Annotated in this window: 16 protein-coding genes; 11 read left to right on the top strand and 5 right to left on the bottom strand. The window is 55.1% G+C overall.

Annotation, left to right across the window (positions count from 1 at the left end; translation table 11 throughout):
- Positions 1-152: 152 nt before the first annotated feature.
- Positions 153-2,459, bottom strand: coding sequence for an SdrD B-like domain-containing protein (locus RUDLU_RS0116430; RefSeq protein ID WP_019989502.1), 2,307 nt, complete (start codon positions 2,457-2,459; stop codon positions 153-155).
- Between the two features lie 428 nt (positions 2,460-2,887).
- On the opposite strand from RUDLU_RS0116430, the gene RUDLU_RS0116420 reads away from it, so the two are divergent.
- From RUDLU_RS0116420 to RUDLU_RS0116410, 3 genes are read left to right on the top strand one after another with little or no spacing between them, the layout of a single operon-like run.
- On the top strand, positions 2,888-3,334 hold the full coding sequence (locus RUDLU_RS0116420; protein ID WP_019989500.1) for a LytR/AlgR family response regulator transcription factor: 447 nt from the start codon (positions 2,888-2,890) through the stop codon (positions 3,332-3,334).
- Positions 3,312-5,360 (top strand): histidine kinase dimerization/phosphoacceptor domain -containing protein, encoded by a 2,049-nt coding sequence (locus RUDLU_RS0116415; RefSeq protein WP_211220212.1) that lies wholly within the window; start codon positions 3,312-3,314, stop codon positions 5,358-5,360. The genes RUDLU_RS0116420 and RUDLU_RS0116415 overlap by 23 nt, the downstream gene beginning before the upstream one ends.
- Before the next feature lie 17 nt (positions 5,361-5,377).
- Entirely contained in the window at positions 5,378-6,178 is an 801-nt protein-coding gene (locus tag RUDLU_RS0116410; protein WP_019989498.1) for a response regulator, read from the top strand.
- A 94-nt stretch (positions 6,179-6,272) separates the two neighbouring features.
- Here RUDLU_RS0116410 and RUDLU_RS0116400 read toward each other — a convergent pair whose 3' ends face one another.
- Entirely contained in the window at positions 6,273-6,869 is a 597-nt protein-coding gene (locus RUDLU_RS0116400; protein ID WP_019989497.1) for a hypothetical protein, read from the bottom strand.
- Between the two features lie 580 nt (positions 6,870-7,449).
- Here RUDLU_RS0116400 and RUDLU_RS0116395 point away from each other — a divergent pair.
- Positions 7,450-8,769 carry a DEAD/DEAH box helicase gene (locus RUDLU_RS0116395; RefSeq protein WP_019989496.1) on the top strand — a complete coding sequence of 440 codons (1,320 nt, stop codon included), beginning with the start codon at positions 7,450-7,452 and terminating at the stop codon, positions 8,767-8,769.
- 192 nt (positions 8,770-8,961) lie between these two features.
- A complete protein-coding gene (locus RUDLU_RS0116390) occupies positions 8,962-9,411 on the top strand; it encodes a ferritin-like domain-containing protein (protein WP_019989495.1) in 450 nt (149 codons plus the stop codon).
- A 318-nt stretch (positions 9,412-9,729) separates the two neighbouring features.
- On the opposite strand, the gene RUDLU_RS0116385 is transcribed toward RUDLU_RS0116390, so the two are convergent.
- Entirely contained in the window at positions 9,730-10,596 is an 867-nt protein-coding gene (locus RUDLU_RS0116385) for an aldo/keto reductase (RefSeq protein WP_019989494.1), read from the bottom strand.
- A gap of 142 nt (positions 10,597-10,738) precedes the next feature.
- The gene (locus RUDLU_RS28825) at positions 10,739-11,536 is read right to left on the bottom strand and encodes a hypothetical protein (protein WP_019989493.1); all 798 of its coding nucleotides are present in this window, start codon (positions 11,534-11,536) and stop codon (positions 10,739-10,741) included.
- Between the two features lie 625 nt (positions 11,537-12,161).
- On the opposite strand from RUDLU_RS28825, the gene RUDLU_RS0116375 reads away from it, so the two are divergent.
- From RUDLU_RS0116375 to RUDLU_RS28820, 3 genes are read left to right on the top strand one after another with little or no spacing between them, the layout of a single operon-like run.
- Positions 12,162-13,337: a pyridoxal phosphate-dependent aminotransferase gene (locus RUDLU_RS0116375; protein WP_019989492.1), complete on the top strand. Its 1,176-nt coding sequence runs from the start codon at positions 12,162-12,164 to the stop codon at positions 13,335-13,337.
- Positions 13,338-13,351: 14 nt separating this feature from the next.
- A complete protein-coding gene (locus RUDLU_RS0116370) occupies positions 13,352-14,209 on the top strand; it encodes a prephenate dehydrogenase (RefSeq protein WP_019989491.1) in 858 nt (285 codons plus the stop codon).
- Between the two features lie 3 nt (positions 14,210-14,212).
- Positions 14,213-14,662: a molybdopterin-binding domain-containing protein gene (locus tag RUDLU_RS28820; RefSeq protein ID WP_019989490.1), complete on the top strand. Its 450-nt coding sequence runs from the start codon at positions 14,213-14,215 to the stop codon at positions 14,660-14,662.
- Between the two features lie 36 nt (positions 14,663-14,698).
- On the opposite strand, the gene RUDLU_RS0116360 is transcribed toward RUDLU_RS28820, so the two are convergent.
- The gene (locus RUDLU_RS0116360; RefSeq protein WP_019989489.1) at positions 14,699-15,997 is read right to left on the bottom strand and encodes a hypothetical protein; all 1,299 of its coding nucleotides are present in this window, start codon (positions 15,995-15,997) and stop codon (positions 14,699-14,701) included.
- Between the two features lie 426 nt (positions 15,998-16,423).
- Between RUDLU_RS0116360 and RUDLU_RS0116355 the strand changes: the two genes are divergently transcribed.
- From RUDLU_RS0116355 to RUDLU_RS0116345, 3 genes are all read left to right on the top strand, one after another.
- Positions 16,424-16,651 carry a DUF433 domain-containing protein gene (locus RUDLU_RS0116355; protein WP_019989488.1) on the top strand — a complete coding sequence of 76 codons (228 nt, stop codon included), beginning with the start codon at positions 16,424-16,426 and terminating at the stop codon, positions 16,649-16,651.
- Complete coding sequence (locus tag RUDLU_RS30045; RefSeq protein WP_019989487.1) at positions 16,651-16,911, top strand: DUF5615 family PIN-like protein; 261 nt, start codon at positions 16,651-16,653, stop codon at positions 16,909-16,911. The genes RUDLU_RS0116355 and RUDLU_RS30045 overlap by 1 nt, the downstream gene beginning before the upstream one ends.
- A 211-nt stretch (positions 16,912-17,122) precedes the next feature.
- Entirely contained in the window at positions 17,123-17,509 is a 387-nt protein-coding gene (locus RUDLU_RS0116345) for a RidA family protein (protein ID WP_019989486.1), read from the top strand.
- Positions 17,510-17,580: the final 71 nt, after the last annotated feature.

Below are 17,580 nucleotides of genomic sequence, written 5' to 3'. Positions count from 1 at the left end.
AAACTCTAAACCAAAAACCATAAACGCTAACTCAGTACTGGACATTCGATGTTGGACATTAGACGTTAGACCTCCCTACAGAATGGTAGTAAGTCTAACGTCTAATGTCTGAAGTCTGAATGTCCAGTACTGAAAAACGCTAAACTACTCCCCTAATTCCCTGCCAGGCGGTCGGGGCGAATACGTGTTACCGTGATCGGAATACACTTTTGCGGGGGGCAGGTATTAAAGCCGAAATCAATCGAAAAGTCATTCTGACCATAACTCCGGGTCGTAAAGGGTACTATAGCGTTGCCATTATTCACGATGGCGTCAGCGTCAATCCGATCATCACCCGCACTATTTGCTACCGACACCGACCGACCTGCCAACACCGGGGCCGACAAGCCGATCCGAATTTCGTAGGCAGTGTAAGGTTGTAGCCCACCCGGCACGTTAGTCGGGCCGAAGTAGTACTCGCCTTCCGCATCGGTTTGGGTGGTTGCTACCAGAAAGCCATTCTGATACAGCCCCAGGGTCACACTCGCAATGCCGGTTTCGTCGGCATCCTGCCGGCCGTTACCGTTCGTATCGTTCCATACCACATTACCAACCTGGAGGGGGGCAGCGTTGCAATTCAGTTCCACATCGCCCAGGCCATTGGCTTTTCCAAACGTGCTGGCGTTGTCGGAGCGATAGATTTGGGTACCTGTCCGGCGGTATTCCACCGCCCGCCGTTGCACACCCGTGAGGTTATCAAAATACCGGAAACCCGCCGAAATAAGGTCGAGCGGCTCCACCGACACGTTGACTACCTCGCCCCGGCCCGGCAACAAAGCGAGCCCGCCATAGCTGCTTTCGCCGTGGCAACAGAATACGTTGTCGTCGTAAAATTCACCCCCACCCGGCCCTTCGCCATTGGTACCAGCCGTAGTTGGCGCGGCACCGCATACCGAACCGCCACTCTCGAGCACGTACGTTCCGGCGGGCCCGCAGGGGCCTGCCCGGAGCAAATCGCCCGTAGCCGCACTCGAATACAAGGCCGCATCGGCCGGATTGGTGCCCAGATTTTGATAGCCCGTCTGATCGCCAAACCGGTCCCGGACGCCCAGAATCATAGCCCCGTCGACATCAAATTCCAGATCGGTCAGCCACGGTTGCGGGTACGCCAGGTCGTCGGCTGGGCGGCCGGGTACACCCAGGAGTGCATCGTAAAAATTATTGCCCCAGGCATACCATTTCCGGAGCGCCGGTCGCCCGTCGACGGTAGCACCTTTGGGATAGGTAAGCGGAAAACTAAGTACCTGCGTTGCCACCGGGCTTAAGGTATTGGTAGCGGATGCTACATCAAAGGCATACACAAACGCGTTGCCGGGTGCGGGCACTGCATACGGGCTTTGCTGCACCGGGAGGCTCTCATTGCTACACACCATGCCCACGTAGAGTTTACCCCGCCAGAATTTAAGCGCAAATGGGCGGTAGGTGCCGTTGCCACAACCGGGATCGGGCACGGGTACCGATGTAATGGTTCCGGGCGCGATAAAATCGCGGGGATCGGCTCCGGCGGGTGGGTCGCTCACCAGCGGAATCAGATAGATTCGGCGGTCAAACAGGTTCACGACGTAGAGCATCCGGTTATCGTCCGACAGCTCAATATCGCCCAATCCTACTTTGCCTACCGCGTCGAAAGCACCCTCGTCCCGATTAGCCGCGTTGGGGTCGGTGGGGAGGTTCGTGTGCGGGTCAGCCCCGGCGTTCAGGGTGGTAAATAAACTTGAGGTATTAGTGGTTAAGTTGGTCAGGTAAATAGCACCCGGCCCGCCCGGTCCGAAACCCACGTGCCGTTTGGTGAATGCTCCTGAAAACAGCTTGTTGGCCGATCGCAACACCGCGAGTCCGTACACCGACCCGATTTCGGCCCCTTTGGCCACCATCGTTTCGGGCGGGGTGAGCCCGGAGGCACTGTAGGGCACCGACACCAGCACATCGCGCAGGCCCGCGGCCGATACGCCCGATGCACTCACCGGGTTTCCGTTGACATAACATGGCACCAGTAGGGCCGGGTCGGGCACCCCGCAGTAATGGGCCGGGTAGTTCAGGGCCAGATCAACCGGGGCACTCCCCGCCGTCACAAACCGAACATCGGTCCGATTTTGTGTACCCCGCAGGCTGACATAATCGCCCGTCTGAAAACCCGTAAACAGGACTCTGAACCGGCCCGGCCCCGTATTGAGCGTGTACCCCCCCGAGGCCGACGTGGTGGTACTGGCCACAACGGCATTGGCCGCATTGAACGCCATAACCCCAACACCAGCAATACCCGGTTCCGAATAACCGCCGGGACCGTTCTGGGTGCGTTCGCCATTGCTATCGAAATCCCGGTAAACGGTTCCGCTTATGCTCTGCGCCTGAGCCGAAAATCCACTCACTACGCAGAGCCCCAGGCAGAGCCGCGCCAAAACAAATAAATACTGCTTCATACAGTAAACTGACTGATTATGAGAGAAAATGCCTTGTAAATATAACAGGGAATCTGAGTATTGAATACGCCCATTTTAGCAACTGACAGTACACGTCGCTTACGGGTGCAGGGCTATCGTCCAATATGCTCTGTTAACCTGATATGTTTTGGACTACGAGCTGCCCAAAGCGATACATCTGGCAAATCGATCGATTTACGCGGCCATGAACACGTGTTGTTCCGCATTCGCCTACATAAATCCGGCGTTGACGTACAAAGAACTCGTACTCACCCAAATGGCCTTGCTCCGCGATCTTTTTAGCAACTATTTGAATTCGTATTTTTTTTGTTTGTTTTTGAGCGAATGGTCTATGTGACATCAAAAAAAAACACTTACCTTTCGCTTCATACGTTCCTTTCTCTTATATCAACTTCTCTTTTTTAACCATGAATCCACTCCTTCCTCTTTCCAATCAACCATCAACCCGAACCAATGGAGTAGCCACCATCCGCGTCAACGACCCCCTGTACGGCTGGCGTACCCGCTCCATCCACGAGTTGGTTATGATTCGGGGAGCCAAAGGGTACAGCTGGCTGCACTGGCGCGATGGCAGCCGGCACATTATGGCCTACACCCTGAAGCACTACGAAATCCAGCTCCCCAACGCAGCGTACATCCGAATTCACCAGAACTGCCTCGTCAATCGGGCCTTTGTCCAGAAAGTACAGCTCACCCACAAGGGGCCTATGCTCCACCTCTCCACCGGCGAGAAAGTAGCTGTGTCGCGCCGTCGGTGGGTATCGGTCAAGCGAGCCCTCAATCCAAACCCCTGGACCGGCGTAGTCGAAGACCACGTGCCGAGTGCCAGCTTTGCCGCATCTGACCTGGATTAGACAAGCACACAACATGGTCGCCCGGCGGCTTTTCTGCCTTACCTGTTTCGCGGGGTGTCTGCTCCTGGCAGGCACTCCGTTTTCGTACAGCCAGATTCGACCCCTGACCCGAACCGACTCACTGCAGATCGAAGCCTGGTACACCCAGTGGCAAGACCTGCGCCCGGTTCGGCCCGATTCGTCGTTGGTGTATGCGCAACGTATTCACGACTGGGGTAAACAGCATAGGCAGCCGGTGATATGGGCCCGCGGTCTGGCGTACCTGAGCGCCGAAGCCCGCGACAAAGGCAACTTCAACCGGTCGGTAGTACTCATGCAGCAGGCATTACCGGTTTTCGAGCGGCATCGTTACCTGCCCGGTATCGCGTTTGCCAATCAGGGACTGGCGCTCACGTACAAGCGCATGGCCGACGCCCAGAAAATGGAAGGGTTTACCCGGCTGGCGCTCCAATACGCTAAACAGGCACTGGTACTGAACGAGCAGCTAGGTTCGGCAACGGCCATTGCCAACACCTACAACACTATCGGCATTATTCAGCGCGATCTGAAAGCCTACGAAGAAGCCCGGCAAGCGTATCGGGCGGGGATTAGTCTGCTGGAAAAAGAAGGTATTTCCAACAACACCCTGGCCATTCTTTACGGCAACATGGGGCAGCTTTCCATCGAACCCGACCGGCAGTTCGAACGGGCCATCGACTACCTGGAGCGGGCTCTGGCTCTCAACGGAGAGGCCCGGCGCCTGACCAATCTGGAGCACAATCACCGCAACCTGAGCGATTTGTACCAACGCTTACAGAAACATCAGAAAGCGGTGTTTCACGGCGAGCAGTCGGTGCGGCTGGCTAACCAGCTGGGCGATCCACACCGGTTGTTCAATTCGCTGGGGGTCGCCTACAAAGCCTACCGCGATGCGGGCCATTTTGAACAGGCGTTGCACTATCTCGAACAGGCCAAAGTCATTGAGGATTCGCTCGGCCGGGCCGACAAAACCGGTCAGATTGCCCGCTTACAAGCCGCTTTCGACAATGAGCGGGCGCTGCAACTGGCGGAGGTAGAGGCTGAGAAACAAAAACAGATTGCGAGCCTAAAAACAAGCCTGTTGCTGCAACACGAACGGTTGGTGGCACAGATACAGGCCGACCGGGACCGGGATTTGCTCCTCATCAAAAAGCGCACCGATCTGGCCAGGGCCCAGAACCTGGCCGAGGTAAACGCCCGGTTCGTTTCGCGGCAAAAAGAAACCAGTATTCAGCAGCTACAAACCCAAAACGAGCTGCAGCAGCGGCAGCTGACGTGGCTGGGCTGGGGAGCCGGGTTGTTTTTCGTGCTGTCGGGCCTGTTGTTCTGGCAGTATCAGCGTCTGGGTCAGAGCCAGGCACAAATCAAGCAGCAATCGGCCCAGTTGCGGTTGCTGATGCGCGAGCTTCATCACCGGGTCAAAAACAACCTGGCCATTGTGTCGGGGCTGCTGGAGTTACAATCGAACCGATTGGCCGACGAGAACGCCAAGCGGGCTTTCCGGGAGGGGCAACAACGGGTGCAGGCCATGTCGCTCCTGCACCAGCGACTTTACCAGACCGATTCGCTGACCACTATCGATATGGGCGAGTACGTAGCCAGCCTGATCGAATCGCTGATGGGTGCCTACGGGTACACGCACCAGACTGTAGATACCCGTGTGCAGGTGAGCAAGCAGGAAGTTGATGTGGACCTGGCGATTCCGATTGGGCTGATTCTGAACGAAATCCTGACAAATACCTTCAAGTATGCCCTGCCCTATACCGCTGCCCCGAGTCTGTTGGTGGATCTGCGTCGGCAGGGCGATAGCCTGCTTATGCACGTAGCCGACAATGGCCCCGGCCTCGACCTGACGCGCTGGCAACGGCCGGGTGGGTCGTTTGGCAAACGGCTGATTGCTGGCTTATCGGATCAGATTGGGGGAACCGTGTCGGTCGAAAGTGGCAATGGAACACAGTTTTTTATTCGAGTACCGGTCAATGAGCCCTCGCCCGTTCGGGCCGCCTAATACCCTTTAACTCCCATATGGACGATTCGATCAATATTCTGATTGTAGAAGATGAGGCCATTCTGGCAATGGCCCTCTGCGATAGCCTCGAAGCTGAGGGATACTGTGTGGTAGGGATGGCATCGAACGGGGCCAAAGCGGTTGATCTTTTTCGGCGTAATCAGGTCGATCTGCTCCTGTGCGACATTAACATCCGGGGTGATCTGGACGGTATCGAAACGGCCCACCAACTGTTGCGCATCCGACCCGTACCGATCATTTACCTGACGGCCTTCTCGGACCCCGACACGGTAGAACGGGCCAAACAAACGGCCCCGGCGGCCTACATGACCAAGCCGCATAACCTGCTCAACCTACGCATCGCCATCGATGTGGCCATTCATAACTTTGCCCGACAACCCCAGCTCCCACAGCGGACGCCCCCGCCGGAAGAGGCTCAATCGGCCGAAAAGAAACCCGACACACCCGAGCGCGACCCGCCCGGCCGGGACACCATCCTGAAAATCGACGACTACGTGTTTGTGAAGCAGGGCTTTCAGTTCGTCAAAATCAGTTTGGCCGATATTCTGGTCCTCGAAGCAGAGGACACCTACACCACCTTTGTAACGACCGCCAAAAAGTACGCCCTTCGGCAATCATTGTCGGCCGTGCTGGAGCGGCTCAATCACCCCCGTTTTGTTCGGGTACACCGCTCATACGCGGTCAATATCAACCGGGTCGATACGTTCGACGACCACGGCATAACGCTGGGGAGCCAATCGGTTCCGTTGGGCAAAAACTACAAGGATGAGTTTATGCGCCGGTTACAGGTGCGATAACATCCCTTGTCAAAAAGCCGATGCCGAACCGCCGTTAGCTCCTGGAGCCAGTTGGGGTTCGGCATCGGTAGCGGTGGCATCGGCGGCCCGCATGTTACCGGCTTACGATGATCTGCTCCGTAAACTGCTTGAAATCGGGGCCTACCACAAATGTGTACCCGCCAATGGGCAAACGGTTCAGGTCAAACTTAGGCACCTCGCCTTTTTCGTAGGTTTCGCTGAATACCAGGGCGTTGATCTGGTCATAAATGGCCACGTTGACTTTCTCGGCGCCATCTACGTTCAGTTTGAATTTGTTTTTGCCTACACTCACAAGCGTTGGCTTCACAAGGCTGCTCTTGTTTTGCGGGTCAATGCTAACCTGATTGTTGTGAATTGTCAGCCCCTGCGACATCCAGAATTCGTTGTTTGTGGCCGTCAGGAAGTAGTGTCCGTCGGGCAGGTTGGTCAGGTTAACCGACGTAGCCTTGCCGCTTATAGACCGAATTTGGCCTTTGTACAGCACCGTTCCGTTGTCGTCGACAAGGACCATTTCAACGTTGCCCGGTGTTTGCAGTTTCACCTTCTTGGCGTCTGACTTAATCACGTTTACCTGCATTACGCCATCGTTTGGCCCGCCAAAAGCCAGGCCTGTGCTGGTTAAACTGCCGGCCACGAGCAGGGCCGCTACGGTCATTTTGATACGTTTCATTTTGCGTTTTGATTTTGCGTTGAACTGCGACAAAGGTGAACGACCGACGCCATTCGACGCAACACAAAACCCCTTGGTTAACAATTGCTTAACGAAAATTCTTTTTTCCGTGCAAGCGTTTATCAATATCGTATAGTGAAAATCGGGAAAGTACAACAAGTCCCTCTAAATGAACCAATTGCCTTTTTTTAGCCATCCCATGAAAGAATTGTATCGCGTTTCGGGCGGGCCATACGTTTTTTCGAGAATAATCCAATTTGCCCATTTTTCACGTTTTAGGCGCTCCCTCAAAATGGGCCTCTGATTGGGCTGGTAACAGACACAACACGCCCTCCAACGCACCGACCCAGGCCCCGTTTGAGCGCCGACCATCGCACCCGGCATGGTCAGGTTGGGAGCCGGGTTAGTAGGTCAGGCCAGAGCTTCCGAGTTATTTCGGGGGGTGGGGCATTAATTTGGCCTGTTTGTTGTTGGTACGTTATTGGCGGTCTGGTTTAGTCAGTTTTATGATTTGCAACCTGCCGCATCCACAGCCCGAACCCGTATTTGTTTTGCCGGGGTCGGCTCTTAAAGCGATTGCATGACATTTTCTGATTTGAACCTCATCGAGCCTATTCTAAAGGCGCTCGATGCTGAAGGTTACACCACTCCTACCCCCATCCAGCAACAAGCGATTCCGTATCTGCTCGAAGAGCGGGATCTTCTGGGCATCGCCCAAACCGGTACAGGAAAAACGGCCGCGTTTGCCATCCCGATTCTCCAACTCCTCGATCAAAATAAGCTGTCGAATAAAGGCCCCCGTGCTATTCGGGCGTTGATTCTGACCCCGACCCGCGAGCTCGCTATCCAGATCGACGAGAGCATTGCCGCCTATGGTCGGCACATGAACCTGCGCCATACCGTTATCTTCGGAGGAGTGTCGCAACACGCGCAGGTAAACGCCCTACGCGCGGGTATCGACATTCTGGTGGCTACGCCCGGCCGTTTGCTCGACCTGATGGGCCAAGGCTACATTAATCTCCGCAGTCTCGAACGGTTTGTGCTCGACGAAGCCGACCGGATGCTCGACATGGGCTTTATCCACGACGTGCGGAAGGTGATTGCCCAATTGCCCACCCGTCGGCAGTCGTTGTTTTTCTCGGCGACCATGCCGCCCGAAGTGGCCAAACTGGCCGACACCATTCTGAACAAACCCGCCAAGGTAGAGGTCACCCCGGTGTCGACTACAGCCGATACGGTTGATCAGGTGGTATATTTCGTTGATAAGCCCAACAAGAAAAAACTGTTGGTCGATGTACTCCAGGAGCGGTCTATCCGCTCGGCGCTGGTGTTTACCCGTACCAAGCACGGGGCCGATCATGTGGTAAAAGACCTCCGCAAGGCAAGTATCGAAGCCGAAGCCATCCACGGCAACAAGTCGCAGAATGCGCGTCAGCGGGCGTTGAGCCGTTTCAAAAGCGGTGAACTGCGCGTGCTGATTGCCACCGATATTGCGGCACGGGGTATCGACGTCGATGAGCTGTCGTGCGTGATCAACTACGAAATTCCGAACATTCCCGAAACGTACGTTCACCGCATTGGCCGGACTGGGCGTGCCGGTCATGAGGGCCGTGCCATGTCGTTTTGTGATGAAGAAGAACAAGCTTACCTGCGCGACATTCAGAAGCTGATCGGGAAGCAGATTCCCGTGGTATCGGATCACGAATACGCCATGGCGGGCGTTAGTGTGCCCCTCACGCGGCCTAACCAATCCCGCCAGCAGGCACCCACCAACGGAGCCTCGGCCAATGGTCGGCCCAACGGCCCGCGCCCCAACGGGCAACCGGGTGGCGGTGGCAACCGAAACCGGAATCGCAACCGGCGGTTTGGCCAGCCCCGGCGGCAGGAGCCAAAGGTATAGGTCCTGGTTTACCCGTTTTGCATGTAGAATACAGGTCGCAGCTTTCGTAGCTGTGACCTTTTTGTTTCCAGGATAGCACAAAAAGGGTTTACCAGATACCCTGGCGACTTACCGAACGGCCCAAACAATCGCCCATACAGCCCGTTTATTGATAAGGTTAACTACTACCAACCCTCATAAATACAAAACGTTATGATTAAGGACGAAGAAATCGTTGAGTCGCTCAACGATCTGGTAAAAATCAACAACGACCGGATTCAGGGATACGAAAAAGCCGTTGAGGACAACGAAGACTCGCAACTCGACTCGCTGTTTCGGCACATGATTGTGCAAAGCCAAAACTTCCGCAGCCAACTGGCCGATCATATTGTTCGGATTGATGGTACCGCTGTTTCGGATGCTACCTCGACCGATGTGAGCAGCAAGATTCACCGGGCCTGGATCGACATCAAATCGGCATTGACAGGTAAAGACCGCGACACCGTTCTGAGCTCTGTAGAGTTTGGCGAAAGTGCCGCTGTTGAAGCTTACGAAGATGCCATTGAAGACGACCACCTGCCCGCGTACATCAAAGAGCAGCTTCAAAACCAGCTTAGCGAACTACGGGCCGCTTTGGACAAAATCAAAGCCCTGCGTAAGTAAGCTCTCAACCATTCTAAAGTTGCTCACGCCTTTAAGCCGGGCGCTTTATGTATAGCCCAAAGAAATCACGACAACCCATCGGTTCCGATGATACGTCAGTGTCATTCAGGGCACGGCACCCCTACAATCATCCAGCACCATAGCGGGTTGGTTGGAGGGTCACCTGACCCCTGAATCCTAACCTTTTGCCCCATGCTTTCCCGCAGTGAGTATGGGTATGGCAGGCCACCCCGGGGTGGCCTGTTTTTGTTTGTTCCCTACGAAAAAGGCAACCCAGACGAGCCGGGTTGCCTTTTTCGTTTTATACTGCCTGAGCCCTTAGTGCGGCAGCGGCATATCCTGAAAGTCTTCATCGGTCAGCTTGATCTGGGCAGCAGCCGTGTTCTCTTCAAGGTGCTTTACCGATGAGGTGCCCGGAATCAGCAGCATCACCGGGGATGCGGCCAGCAACCAGGCCAGGGCAATCTGGTACTCGGTAGCACCATGCCGCTCGGCCACGCGCTTCACGGCGGCTTCGGCACCTAGGTTGCCACCACCCAGCGGATACCACGGAATAAAGGCAATGTTGTTTTCTTCGCAGTACTTCAGGGTCGAGTTCCATTTCTGCTGCCCGAAACTGTACATGTTCTGCACCGAGACGACCTCAAAATATTGCTGGGCTTCTTTGATCTGATCGACCGTTACCTCCGAGAGGCCAATGTGCTTGATTTTTCCCTGTTGTTGAGCCTCTTTCAGAAAACCGAGGTACTCTTCTGAGGGCACCTTGTCGTCGAAGCGATGCAGCTGGTACAAGTCAATCTGCTCCAGTTTCAGACGCTTCAAACTCCCGTTGAGGGCTTCTTCGAGGTGTTTGCGGCTTCCGTCTACCGGCCACTGATTGGGGCCGGTCCGCAGCAACGCCCCTTTGGTGCCAATCACCAGATCGTCGGCATAGGGGTGCAGGGCTTCGGCAATAAGCTCCTCGGAAACATAGGGGCCGTACGAGTCGGCCGTGTCGATAAAATTGATGCCCAGATCCAGGCAGCGTTTCAGCACCCGGATAGCCTCGTCGTGGTCGCGGGGAGGTCCCCAGATTCCGTCGCCGGTAATACGCATGGCGCCGTACCCCATTCGGTTCACGGTAAGGTCGCCCCCGAGGGTGATGGTGCCAGAAGCAAGGGCGGGTTTTTCAGTTTGTGATTGCATACGACTGTTTACTGTTGGTTTGTTTTGAGTCGTTGGTCAGGCCCGAAAGCCACACCAGACAGTACAAACCTTACCAGCCAAACGGGAAAACTGTTTATCCATAGTCCGTTTTTTAATATCGGATCAGAGGTTCTCCGTCCTTTCAATCCAGATACTCGTGCACCGTGACGCCCACAAACATACCAAAGCACAGCAGCGGATTGGTGCGGACAACTTCTTCCTGCACAAGCCGGCCGCGCGCATCGTATGTCAGCTTCTGTTCCGAAATACTTTCTTTCGACTGCGGAATAAACTCATCCACCCGGGCCGTACGTCCTTTGTACGTGTACACCATCGACCGAAAAGCGGTACCGGTACCACTTCGGGTTTCTTCTTTCATCAGACGCCCATTCTCGTACTGGTACGTGGTTATCTGGGTCGGCTCGTTGGGTGAGGTGTTGTATAAACTAAAAAACGTTGACGTAACAGGCAGGTTGTTTTGCCGAACCGTCTCGATCCGGGCTTGTGGTTTCAGAGCGCCCGTCTGATAATCGGCATAGAGCATAGTTTCTACGGTTTTATCGGGACTGGGGTACGTGTATTGTCGCGTCGTGCTCGGTTTGAAATCACCGTTCTGCGACGTGCGGCTGTACTCGACCCGGCTCTGGAGTTGCCGACTGCCGTTGTATGTATAGGTTTCGTAGGCGTACCGATCCATACCACCGTTGGCGTTCCGGCCCAAACGATCCACGCGCTCAAGCAGGCCGCTTGCGTCGTAAACATATCGAATTTCCGACATAACTGTTTTATTATCAGGCCCACCCAGCGAGTAGGTCCGGGCAATCCGCGCCGAACCGTCGGGCACTATAGCCGGGCCATTGTCGGCGGTCTGTAGCAGGTTGATTTCACAACTGCTGAGGGTCAGCAGCAGGGCGGTCAGAAAAAGTAGCGGTCTCTTCATTACAAAAGACTTAATACACAGACAATCAATGATATAAATAAAACACTAACACTTCATTTTAGGGGATGGTTAGTCTGGACCACCCCCTAACCCCCTCCTGAAAAAACAGGAGGGGGAAGTGAAATTTCCACCTCGCTTAAATCAAGGGAAGCCACAAACACACAAGCTTGTCTGGACTACCCCCTAACCCACTCCTGAAAAAACAGGAGGGGGAAGTAAAATTTCCACCTCACCTAACCCAAGGGAAGCCCATAAACACACAAGCTTGTCTGGACTACCCCCTAACCCCCTCCTGAAAAAGCAGGAGGGGGAAGTAAAATTTCCACCTCGCTTAAATCAAGGGAAGCCACAAACACACAAGCTTGTCTGGTAAGCCCTCCCCCTCCTTTTTTTAGGAGGGGGCCGGGGGGTGGTCCACGTCCCTACGGACTCCGAAACGGACAAAACGGTTGGAAGCGCACCTACTTTTTTTACATGCCAGGGGCAGAGTCTGAAAGTTGGGTAGGCTTTTCAGCCTTAGGCTGGTATTTTTGCACGACACTTCACTCGCAAACAGCTCTAACTGCCAAACCGCCGGATTGCCGGACCATCGGACCGTCGGCCTATAACTGTTTATTGCCTGCTCATGATTATTCCCCTCGCTCACCGCGCTGGTCAGACACAAGAGTACTACTTTTCGGTGAAACTGGCCGAAGTTCGCCAGCTGATTGCCGCCGGCCACGACGTCATCAATATGGGTATTGGCAACCCGGATATGATGCCCTCTGCCGATACCATCGACACGCTTGCTCAGGTGGCACAACGCCCCGATGCCCACGGGTATCAGCCTTACAAAGGAACACCCGCGTTTCGGCAGGCAGTAGCCGGATTTTATAAGCATACCTACGGCGTTTCGCTCGACCCTGAAACCGAGATTCTGCCCCTGATCGGCTCAAAAGAAGGCATCACGCATATTTCGCTGACGTTTCTGAACGAGGGCGACGGCGTGCTGGTACCTGAGCTGGGTTATCCGGCCTACCGGGCCGTGAGCAAGCTGGTGGGGGCCAACGTGCGCGAGTACCCGCTTGGGGAAAATAACGGCTGGCAACCCGACTGGGCAGCACTGAGCGAGTTGGTGCAGCAGGCACCGGCCAAAATTATGTGGCTCAATTACCCCCACATGCCCACCGGGGCACCGGCTACCAAAGCACTTTTTGAACAGGCCGTGCGGTTTGCCCACGACCACAAGGTGCTACTTTGCCACGATAACCCCTACAGTCTGGTCCTCAACAAGCAGGCCCCGATTAGTTTGTTGTCAATAGACGGGGCGAAAGAGGTCGCTATGGAGTTAAACTCCATGAGCAAGTCGCACAACATGGCGGGCTGGCGGGTAGGCTGGCTCTCGGCCGCCAAGCCGTATATCGACGCCGTGCTCACTATCAAGAGCAACGTGGATTCGGGTATGTTCAGGCCGCTGCTCGATGCGGCTACCGTAGCCCTCAATAACCCCGACGCCTGGCATGCCGAACGGAATGCTGTATACGCCGGGCGGCTCTCGGCGGTATATGCCTTCCTCGACACCCTCGGCTGCACCTACGCCACCAATCAGGAAGGTATGTTTATCTGGGCCAAACTCCCCGACTCGGTGCCCTCGGCCGAAGAGCTGGTCAACCGGCTGCTGGTCGAGAAGCACGTATTCATTGCGCCGGGTTTTATTTTTGGGCCTAAAGGTCAACGGTATATCCGGGTATCGCTCTGCGTCGACGAAAGCCGGATTCGGGAGGCCGTCGACCGGCTTAACCAAACCGAAAACCCGGCTTAATTTCACAGAAACAGATGAATATAACCATTATAGGCATTGGTTTGCTGGGTGGCTCAATGGCCCTCGCCGTGAAGGAAAAATACCCCAAAGCCCGGTTTTTCGGGGTCGATGCGTCGGTTGTACACGGGCAACTGGCCGTAGCAAAGGGGCTCGTCGACGAGGTGTTGCCGTTTGAGCAGGCCGTGCCGCAGTCGGATCTGGTGGTGCTGGCTACACCGGTCAACACCATCATCAATCTGTTGCCCACCGTGCTCGATGCCCTACCCTGGCACGGCACCGTCGTTGACCTGGGCTCGACCAAAGAAACCATCTGCGCCATAGCCGACACGCACCCGCGCCGGGCGCAGTTTGTGGCCGCGCACCCTATGGCCGGCACCGAAAATTCGGGACCGGGAGCCGCTTTTCGGGAATTATTGCCGGGCAAAAACCTCATCATCTGCGACCGAGAAAAAAGTAACCCCGACAGCCTCACGCTGGTTGAGTCGGTGTTTCGCGACATCGGCATGAAGCTGTTTTACATGACCCCCAGCGAGCACGACCTGCATCTGGCCTACGTGTCGCACCTGAGCCACATCAGTAGCTTTGCCCTGGGGCTGACCGTGCTGGAAAAAGAAAAAGACGAGCAGGCCATTTTCGATATGGCGAGTACGGGTTTCAGCAGTACCGTGCGGCTGGCCAAAAGTTCACCGGCCATGTGGGCTCCCATTTTCGACCAAAACCGGCAAAATGTATCACGGGCGCTGGCCGATTATATCCAGTTTTTAGAGCAGTTTAAAGCCGCTATTGATGGGCAGGACCTGAGCCAATCGTACGATTTCATGAATCGGGCCAATGTGATCCGGCGCGTACTCGACGGTATCGAAAAACGATAAGCGGTGGCCCTGCAAACGGTCTATATTCTCTACGCAAGCGCCATGAGCCGGGCTGTTCTCGATACAGTCCGGGCTGTTCTGGCGGAGCAACTGCCCGCGTGCCCGTGCGTTGAGCAGCCGGTAGGGGGCAGGGGCAATACACCCGCCGAGTGGGAAGGCCTTTTACAGTCATTGATTCGGCCCGGCGAGGGAACGCTGTTGCTCACCCTGAGCGATTGCGGCCCCACCGACCCGGTGCCCGATGCCACCACGGCTCTTTGTACCCGTTTGCTGCCCGGCTTTGGCGCGCTCATACGTACCGGACTCCCCGAAGCCCTCCTCTGGCGAAATACCGCCGGGCTTTGCGGGCAAACGTTACTGCTCAACCTGCCTGCTTCTGCGGAAGCCATTGAACAGAGACTCCCCAGGCTGTTTCCGGCCATACCCAATGCGGTGATGCTGGCCGGGCGGTAAGCGCAGGGGCGTCCGTTTCTGGAAGAACGAAGGGCCTTACCTGGCCGGTGGCGCTTTCAGTTGCCCCTCAATCCACTCCATACCGCGCTCCATAAGCGCATAGGCATACCGCACCCGGTTGTCGAAATGCTCATCGCCCGTCACTTTCTGGGCCACAAACTTGCGAATCAGGGCGGCATTGTCGGCGGCAGTGGGGTTGGGCACATCGGGGTCTTCGTCGGTCCGAAACGACGCAAACTCCGGCCGGTCGGCTTCAAAATTCTGGAAAAACAAGTGGCCCTGTGCCGTCCGGACGGCACACAACACCCCGCTCGCCCGGCTGGTAGCGGGCGCCAGCGTCCCTTCCAGCCCCCGTTTCATCACAATAGCCGCATCGAAACCGGCCATGAGGGCCAATTCGGCCATCTTCATCTGGTAGGTAATGTGAAACACCGACGTCACCAGAATCCGCGCTCCGCAGGGGTTCAGCACTTTTTCGAGCGTTGCCAGAAACGGGCGTTTGAGCAGCACCTGCCGCCGGTCGACCCACCGGTTGAGCGCAGGCGAGAGGGCTTTCTGGTCCAATACCCAGCCGTAGGGCATAAGCGGCTCGGTCAGTTCGTGGCGGCTCTGCATATACTGGCAACCCAGGTGCATGTACAGATCATGAGCGTTGAGCGTCAGCTTAGGGCCACCCGACCGGCCCACCATCGACAAGGCCCCGTAGCCCCGCCGTTCGAACCAGTTGGCCAGCAGGGGGGTAATCATGTAACTATGCTCGACCCCATCAAACGGCTCGGCGAGCTGCACGAGCGGGCGTTCGCTCACGGTTTGGTTGAGCCGGAAACCAGGCGTGAATGTGCGCTCGGCGGCCCGCATCAGGCCTAAGTACTCGTCGTTGGTTTCGTGGCGCACCCGCATGATACTGGCCGCAAACCCCCGAAAAGCCTCGCAGGGCTCATTACCAAACAGGTAGTCGCCCAGTTGCTCGGCTTCGCTCACCGACAACGTATGCCCCCGGACTAACCTGACGGCAATGGGCAACAGGCCTGCGTGCAGGTCGGTGCAGAGTTTATGAATCAGAAAGGTGGGGTGCCCAAAAGCGTCTTTCCCGATGGCCGATTCGAGCGTCAGCTCGGCTTCGGTAGGGCCCTTTGCCAGCAGGGCTCCGATAAATGCCCCCCGTTGCAGCGGGTGCGTGTTTGGGTCGGTCAGGGCCTGTCGGCAGGCTTCGAGCAGATCGGCCGGTAAGGGTTTACTACCGTGTTTACCAATCCCGATATGTTTGATTGCCTGGCCAAGTACTGTACTGCCGGGTGCCACGTGAGTCGGGTCGAGATTAATCACAGACGCCAATGCTTAATAGGGTGTAACAACAGATTAGCGGTTTTCTGCTTTCGTTTTTGCGTGAATGAAGTGCGAATGGCCGGTAGAGTCAGCTAAAAATTACGATCTAAATGCATGCGACAGGCCATTTTGGGGCAACTATTCCCTAAAAAACACGCTGGCTGCAACCGGCATAAAACGATCAGCATTTAAAATAAAATTATTCCGGGAAACTACTTCTATCCCAATAGATTCTGACGCAATGGAGTGGGTTTCATTCAGTACTGGACATTCGGACTTCAGACACCAGACGTTAGACCTATTGACATTCTGTCAAGAAGCTAACGTCCAGTGTCCAACATCGAATGTCCAGTACTGAGATGGTACATCAAAGAGCCGACACGAAAGAAGAAGGCCGTACCAGAAAAGCAGTATATTTGATTAAATCGTAGAATCATGGATAACTACAGCCAATACATACAAATTAACCCGAGCATCCGGTTTGGTAAGCCCTGTATAGTTGGTACCCGAATCACCGTGCAGGACATCCTAAGCTGGTTGGCTTCAGGAATGACCAACGAGGAGATTTTAGAGGACTTTCCCGAATTAACACTGGATCACATTCGGGCAGCGTTGGCTTTTGCCGCCGATAGCGAACGTCGTACACGTCTAATCGTTGCCTAATGAAACTGTTACTGGACGCTAATCTGTCGTATCGGTTAGTGAAGAAACTATCGGATACGTTTCCTGATTGCTTACATGTAACACGCACGGGCCTACCTGTGCCGGCTGACGATAGTATGATATGGCAATGGGCCAAGCGAAACGATTATTTAATCGTAACCAACGATGACGATTTCTACAATTTAGCAAACCTGTTTGGCTTTCCGCCTAACGTAGTTTTGTTACGAATGGGGAATCAATCTTCGTCAGGAGTGGTCTAAATCCTGACGAAGCATTTCGACGACATTCAGGCACTCGCCGACTCTTCCGAATACGGCTTACTGGAGCTTTATTAACGGCATACGCATCAGACACACTGACAAGCATACAACCCAGTCCTGCATAACCCTTCTCCGAATAAGGTATTAGCGGCCCAATAACGCCTTATACCGGTATATTGCGCTGTAGGTGCAATAACCAACCACGTTAACTATGTCACGACAAAACATCCTGACCGGCTCGCCCTGGGAAGACAAAATGGGCTACTGCCGGGCCGTGCGGATCGGTAACATCATCGAAGTATCGGGCACGGTAGCCATTGTGGATGGCGAAACCGTTAAAAAAGACGACATATACGCCCAAACCCACAATATTCTGACGCGGGTGGCCGACGTGCTCCAACAGGCCGGAGCGTCCATGAGCGACGTAGTCCGCACCCGCATGTTTACCACACAGATTGCGCGCTGGGAGGAAATAGCCCAAGCACACGGGGCCTTCTTTGGGGAAATTAAACCCACCACGGGCATTTACGAAGTGAGTGCGCTCATCAGCCCGGATTACCTGATTGAGATTGAATTTACGGCCGTTTTGAGCGAGTAAACCGCCTTTTCGATAGGATGATTTAGACGATTGGTGAATTTTTCGATGCATCTCGCGTTATGTACCTAAGT

Source organism: Rudanella lutea DSM 19387, from assembly GCF_000383955.1.
In the GTDB taxonomy this organism is placed as follows: Bacteria; Bacteroidota; Bacteroidia; order Cytophagales; family Spirosomataceae; genus Rudanella; species Rudanella lutea.
The sequence above is the reverse complement of the archived record's forward strand: the minus strand, read 5'-3'. Positions and strand labels throughout refer to the sequence as shown.

Excerpts from the sequence above, each read along its gene's own strand:
- RUDLU_RS0116420 (WP_019989500.1), top strand. The coding sequence starts at position 2,888 with ATGAATCCACTCCTTCCTCTTTCCAATCAACCATCAACCCGAACCAAT.
- RUDLU_RS0116375 (WP_019989492.1), top strand. The coding sequence starts at position 12,162 with ATGATTATTCCCCTCGCTCACCGCGCTGGTCAGACACAAGAGTACTAC.
- RUDLU_RS0116400 (WP_019989497.1), bottom strand. The coding sequence starts at position 6,869 with ATGAAACGTATCAAAATGACCGTAGCGGCCCTGCTCGTGGCCGGCAGT.
- RUDLU_RS0116410 (WP_019989498.1), top strand. The coding sequence starts at position 5,378 with ATGGACGATTCGATCAATATTCTGATTGTAGAAGATGAGGCCATTCTG.
- RUDLU_RS28825 (WP_019989493.1), bottom strand. The coding sequence starts at position 11,536 with ATGAAGAGACCGCTACTTTTTCTGACCGCCCTGCTGCTGACCCTCAGC.
- RUDLU_RS0116395 (WP_019989496.1), top strand. The coding sequence starts at position 7,450 with ATGACATTTTCTGATTTGAACCTCATCGAGCCTATTCTAAAGGCGCTC.
- RUDLU_RS0116385 (WP_019989494.1), bottom strand. The coding sequence starts at position 10,596 with ATGCAATCACAAACTGAAAAACCCGCCCTTGCTTCTGGCACCATCACC.
- RUDLU_RS0116355 (WP_019989488.1), top strand. The coding sequence starts at position 16,424 with ATGGATAACTACAGCCAATACATACAAATTAACCCGAGCATCCGGTTT.
- RUDLU_RS0116390 (WP_019989495.1), top strand. The coding sequence starts at position 8,962 with ATGATTAAGGACGAAGAAATCGTTGAGTCGCTCAACGATCTGGTAAAA.
- RUDLU_RS30045 (WP_019989487.1), top strand. The coding sequence starts at position 16,651 with ATGAAACTGTTACTGGACGCTAATCTGTCGTATCGGTTAGTGAAGAAA.
- RUDLU_RS0116430 (WP_019989502.1), bottom strand. The coding sequence starts at position 2,459 with ATGAAGCAGTATTTATTTGTTTTGGCGCGGCTCTGCCTGGGGCTCTGC.
- RUDLU_RS0116345 (WP_019989486.1), top strand. The coding sequence starts at position 17,123 with ATGTCACGACAAAACATCCTGACCGGCTCGCCCTGGGAAGACAAAATG.
- RUDLU_RS0116370 (WP_019989491.1), top strand. The coding sequence starts at position 13,352 with ATGAATATAACCATTATAGGCATTGGTTTGCTGGGTGGCTCAATGGCC.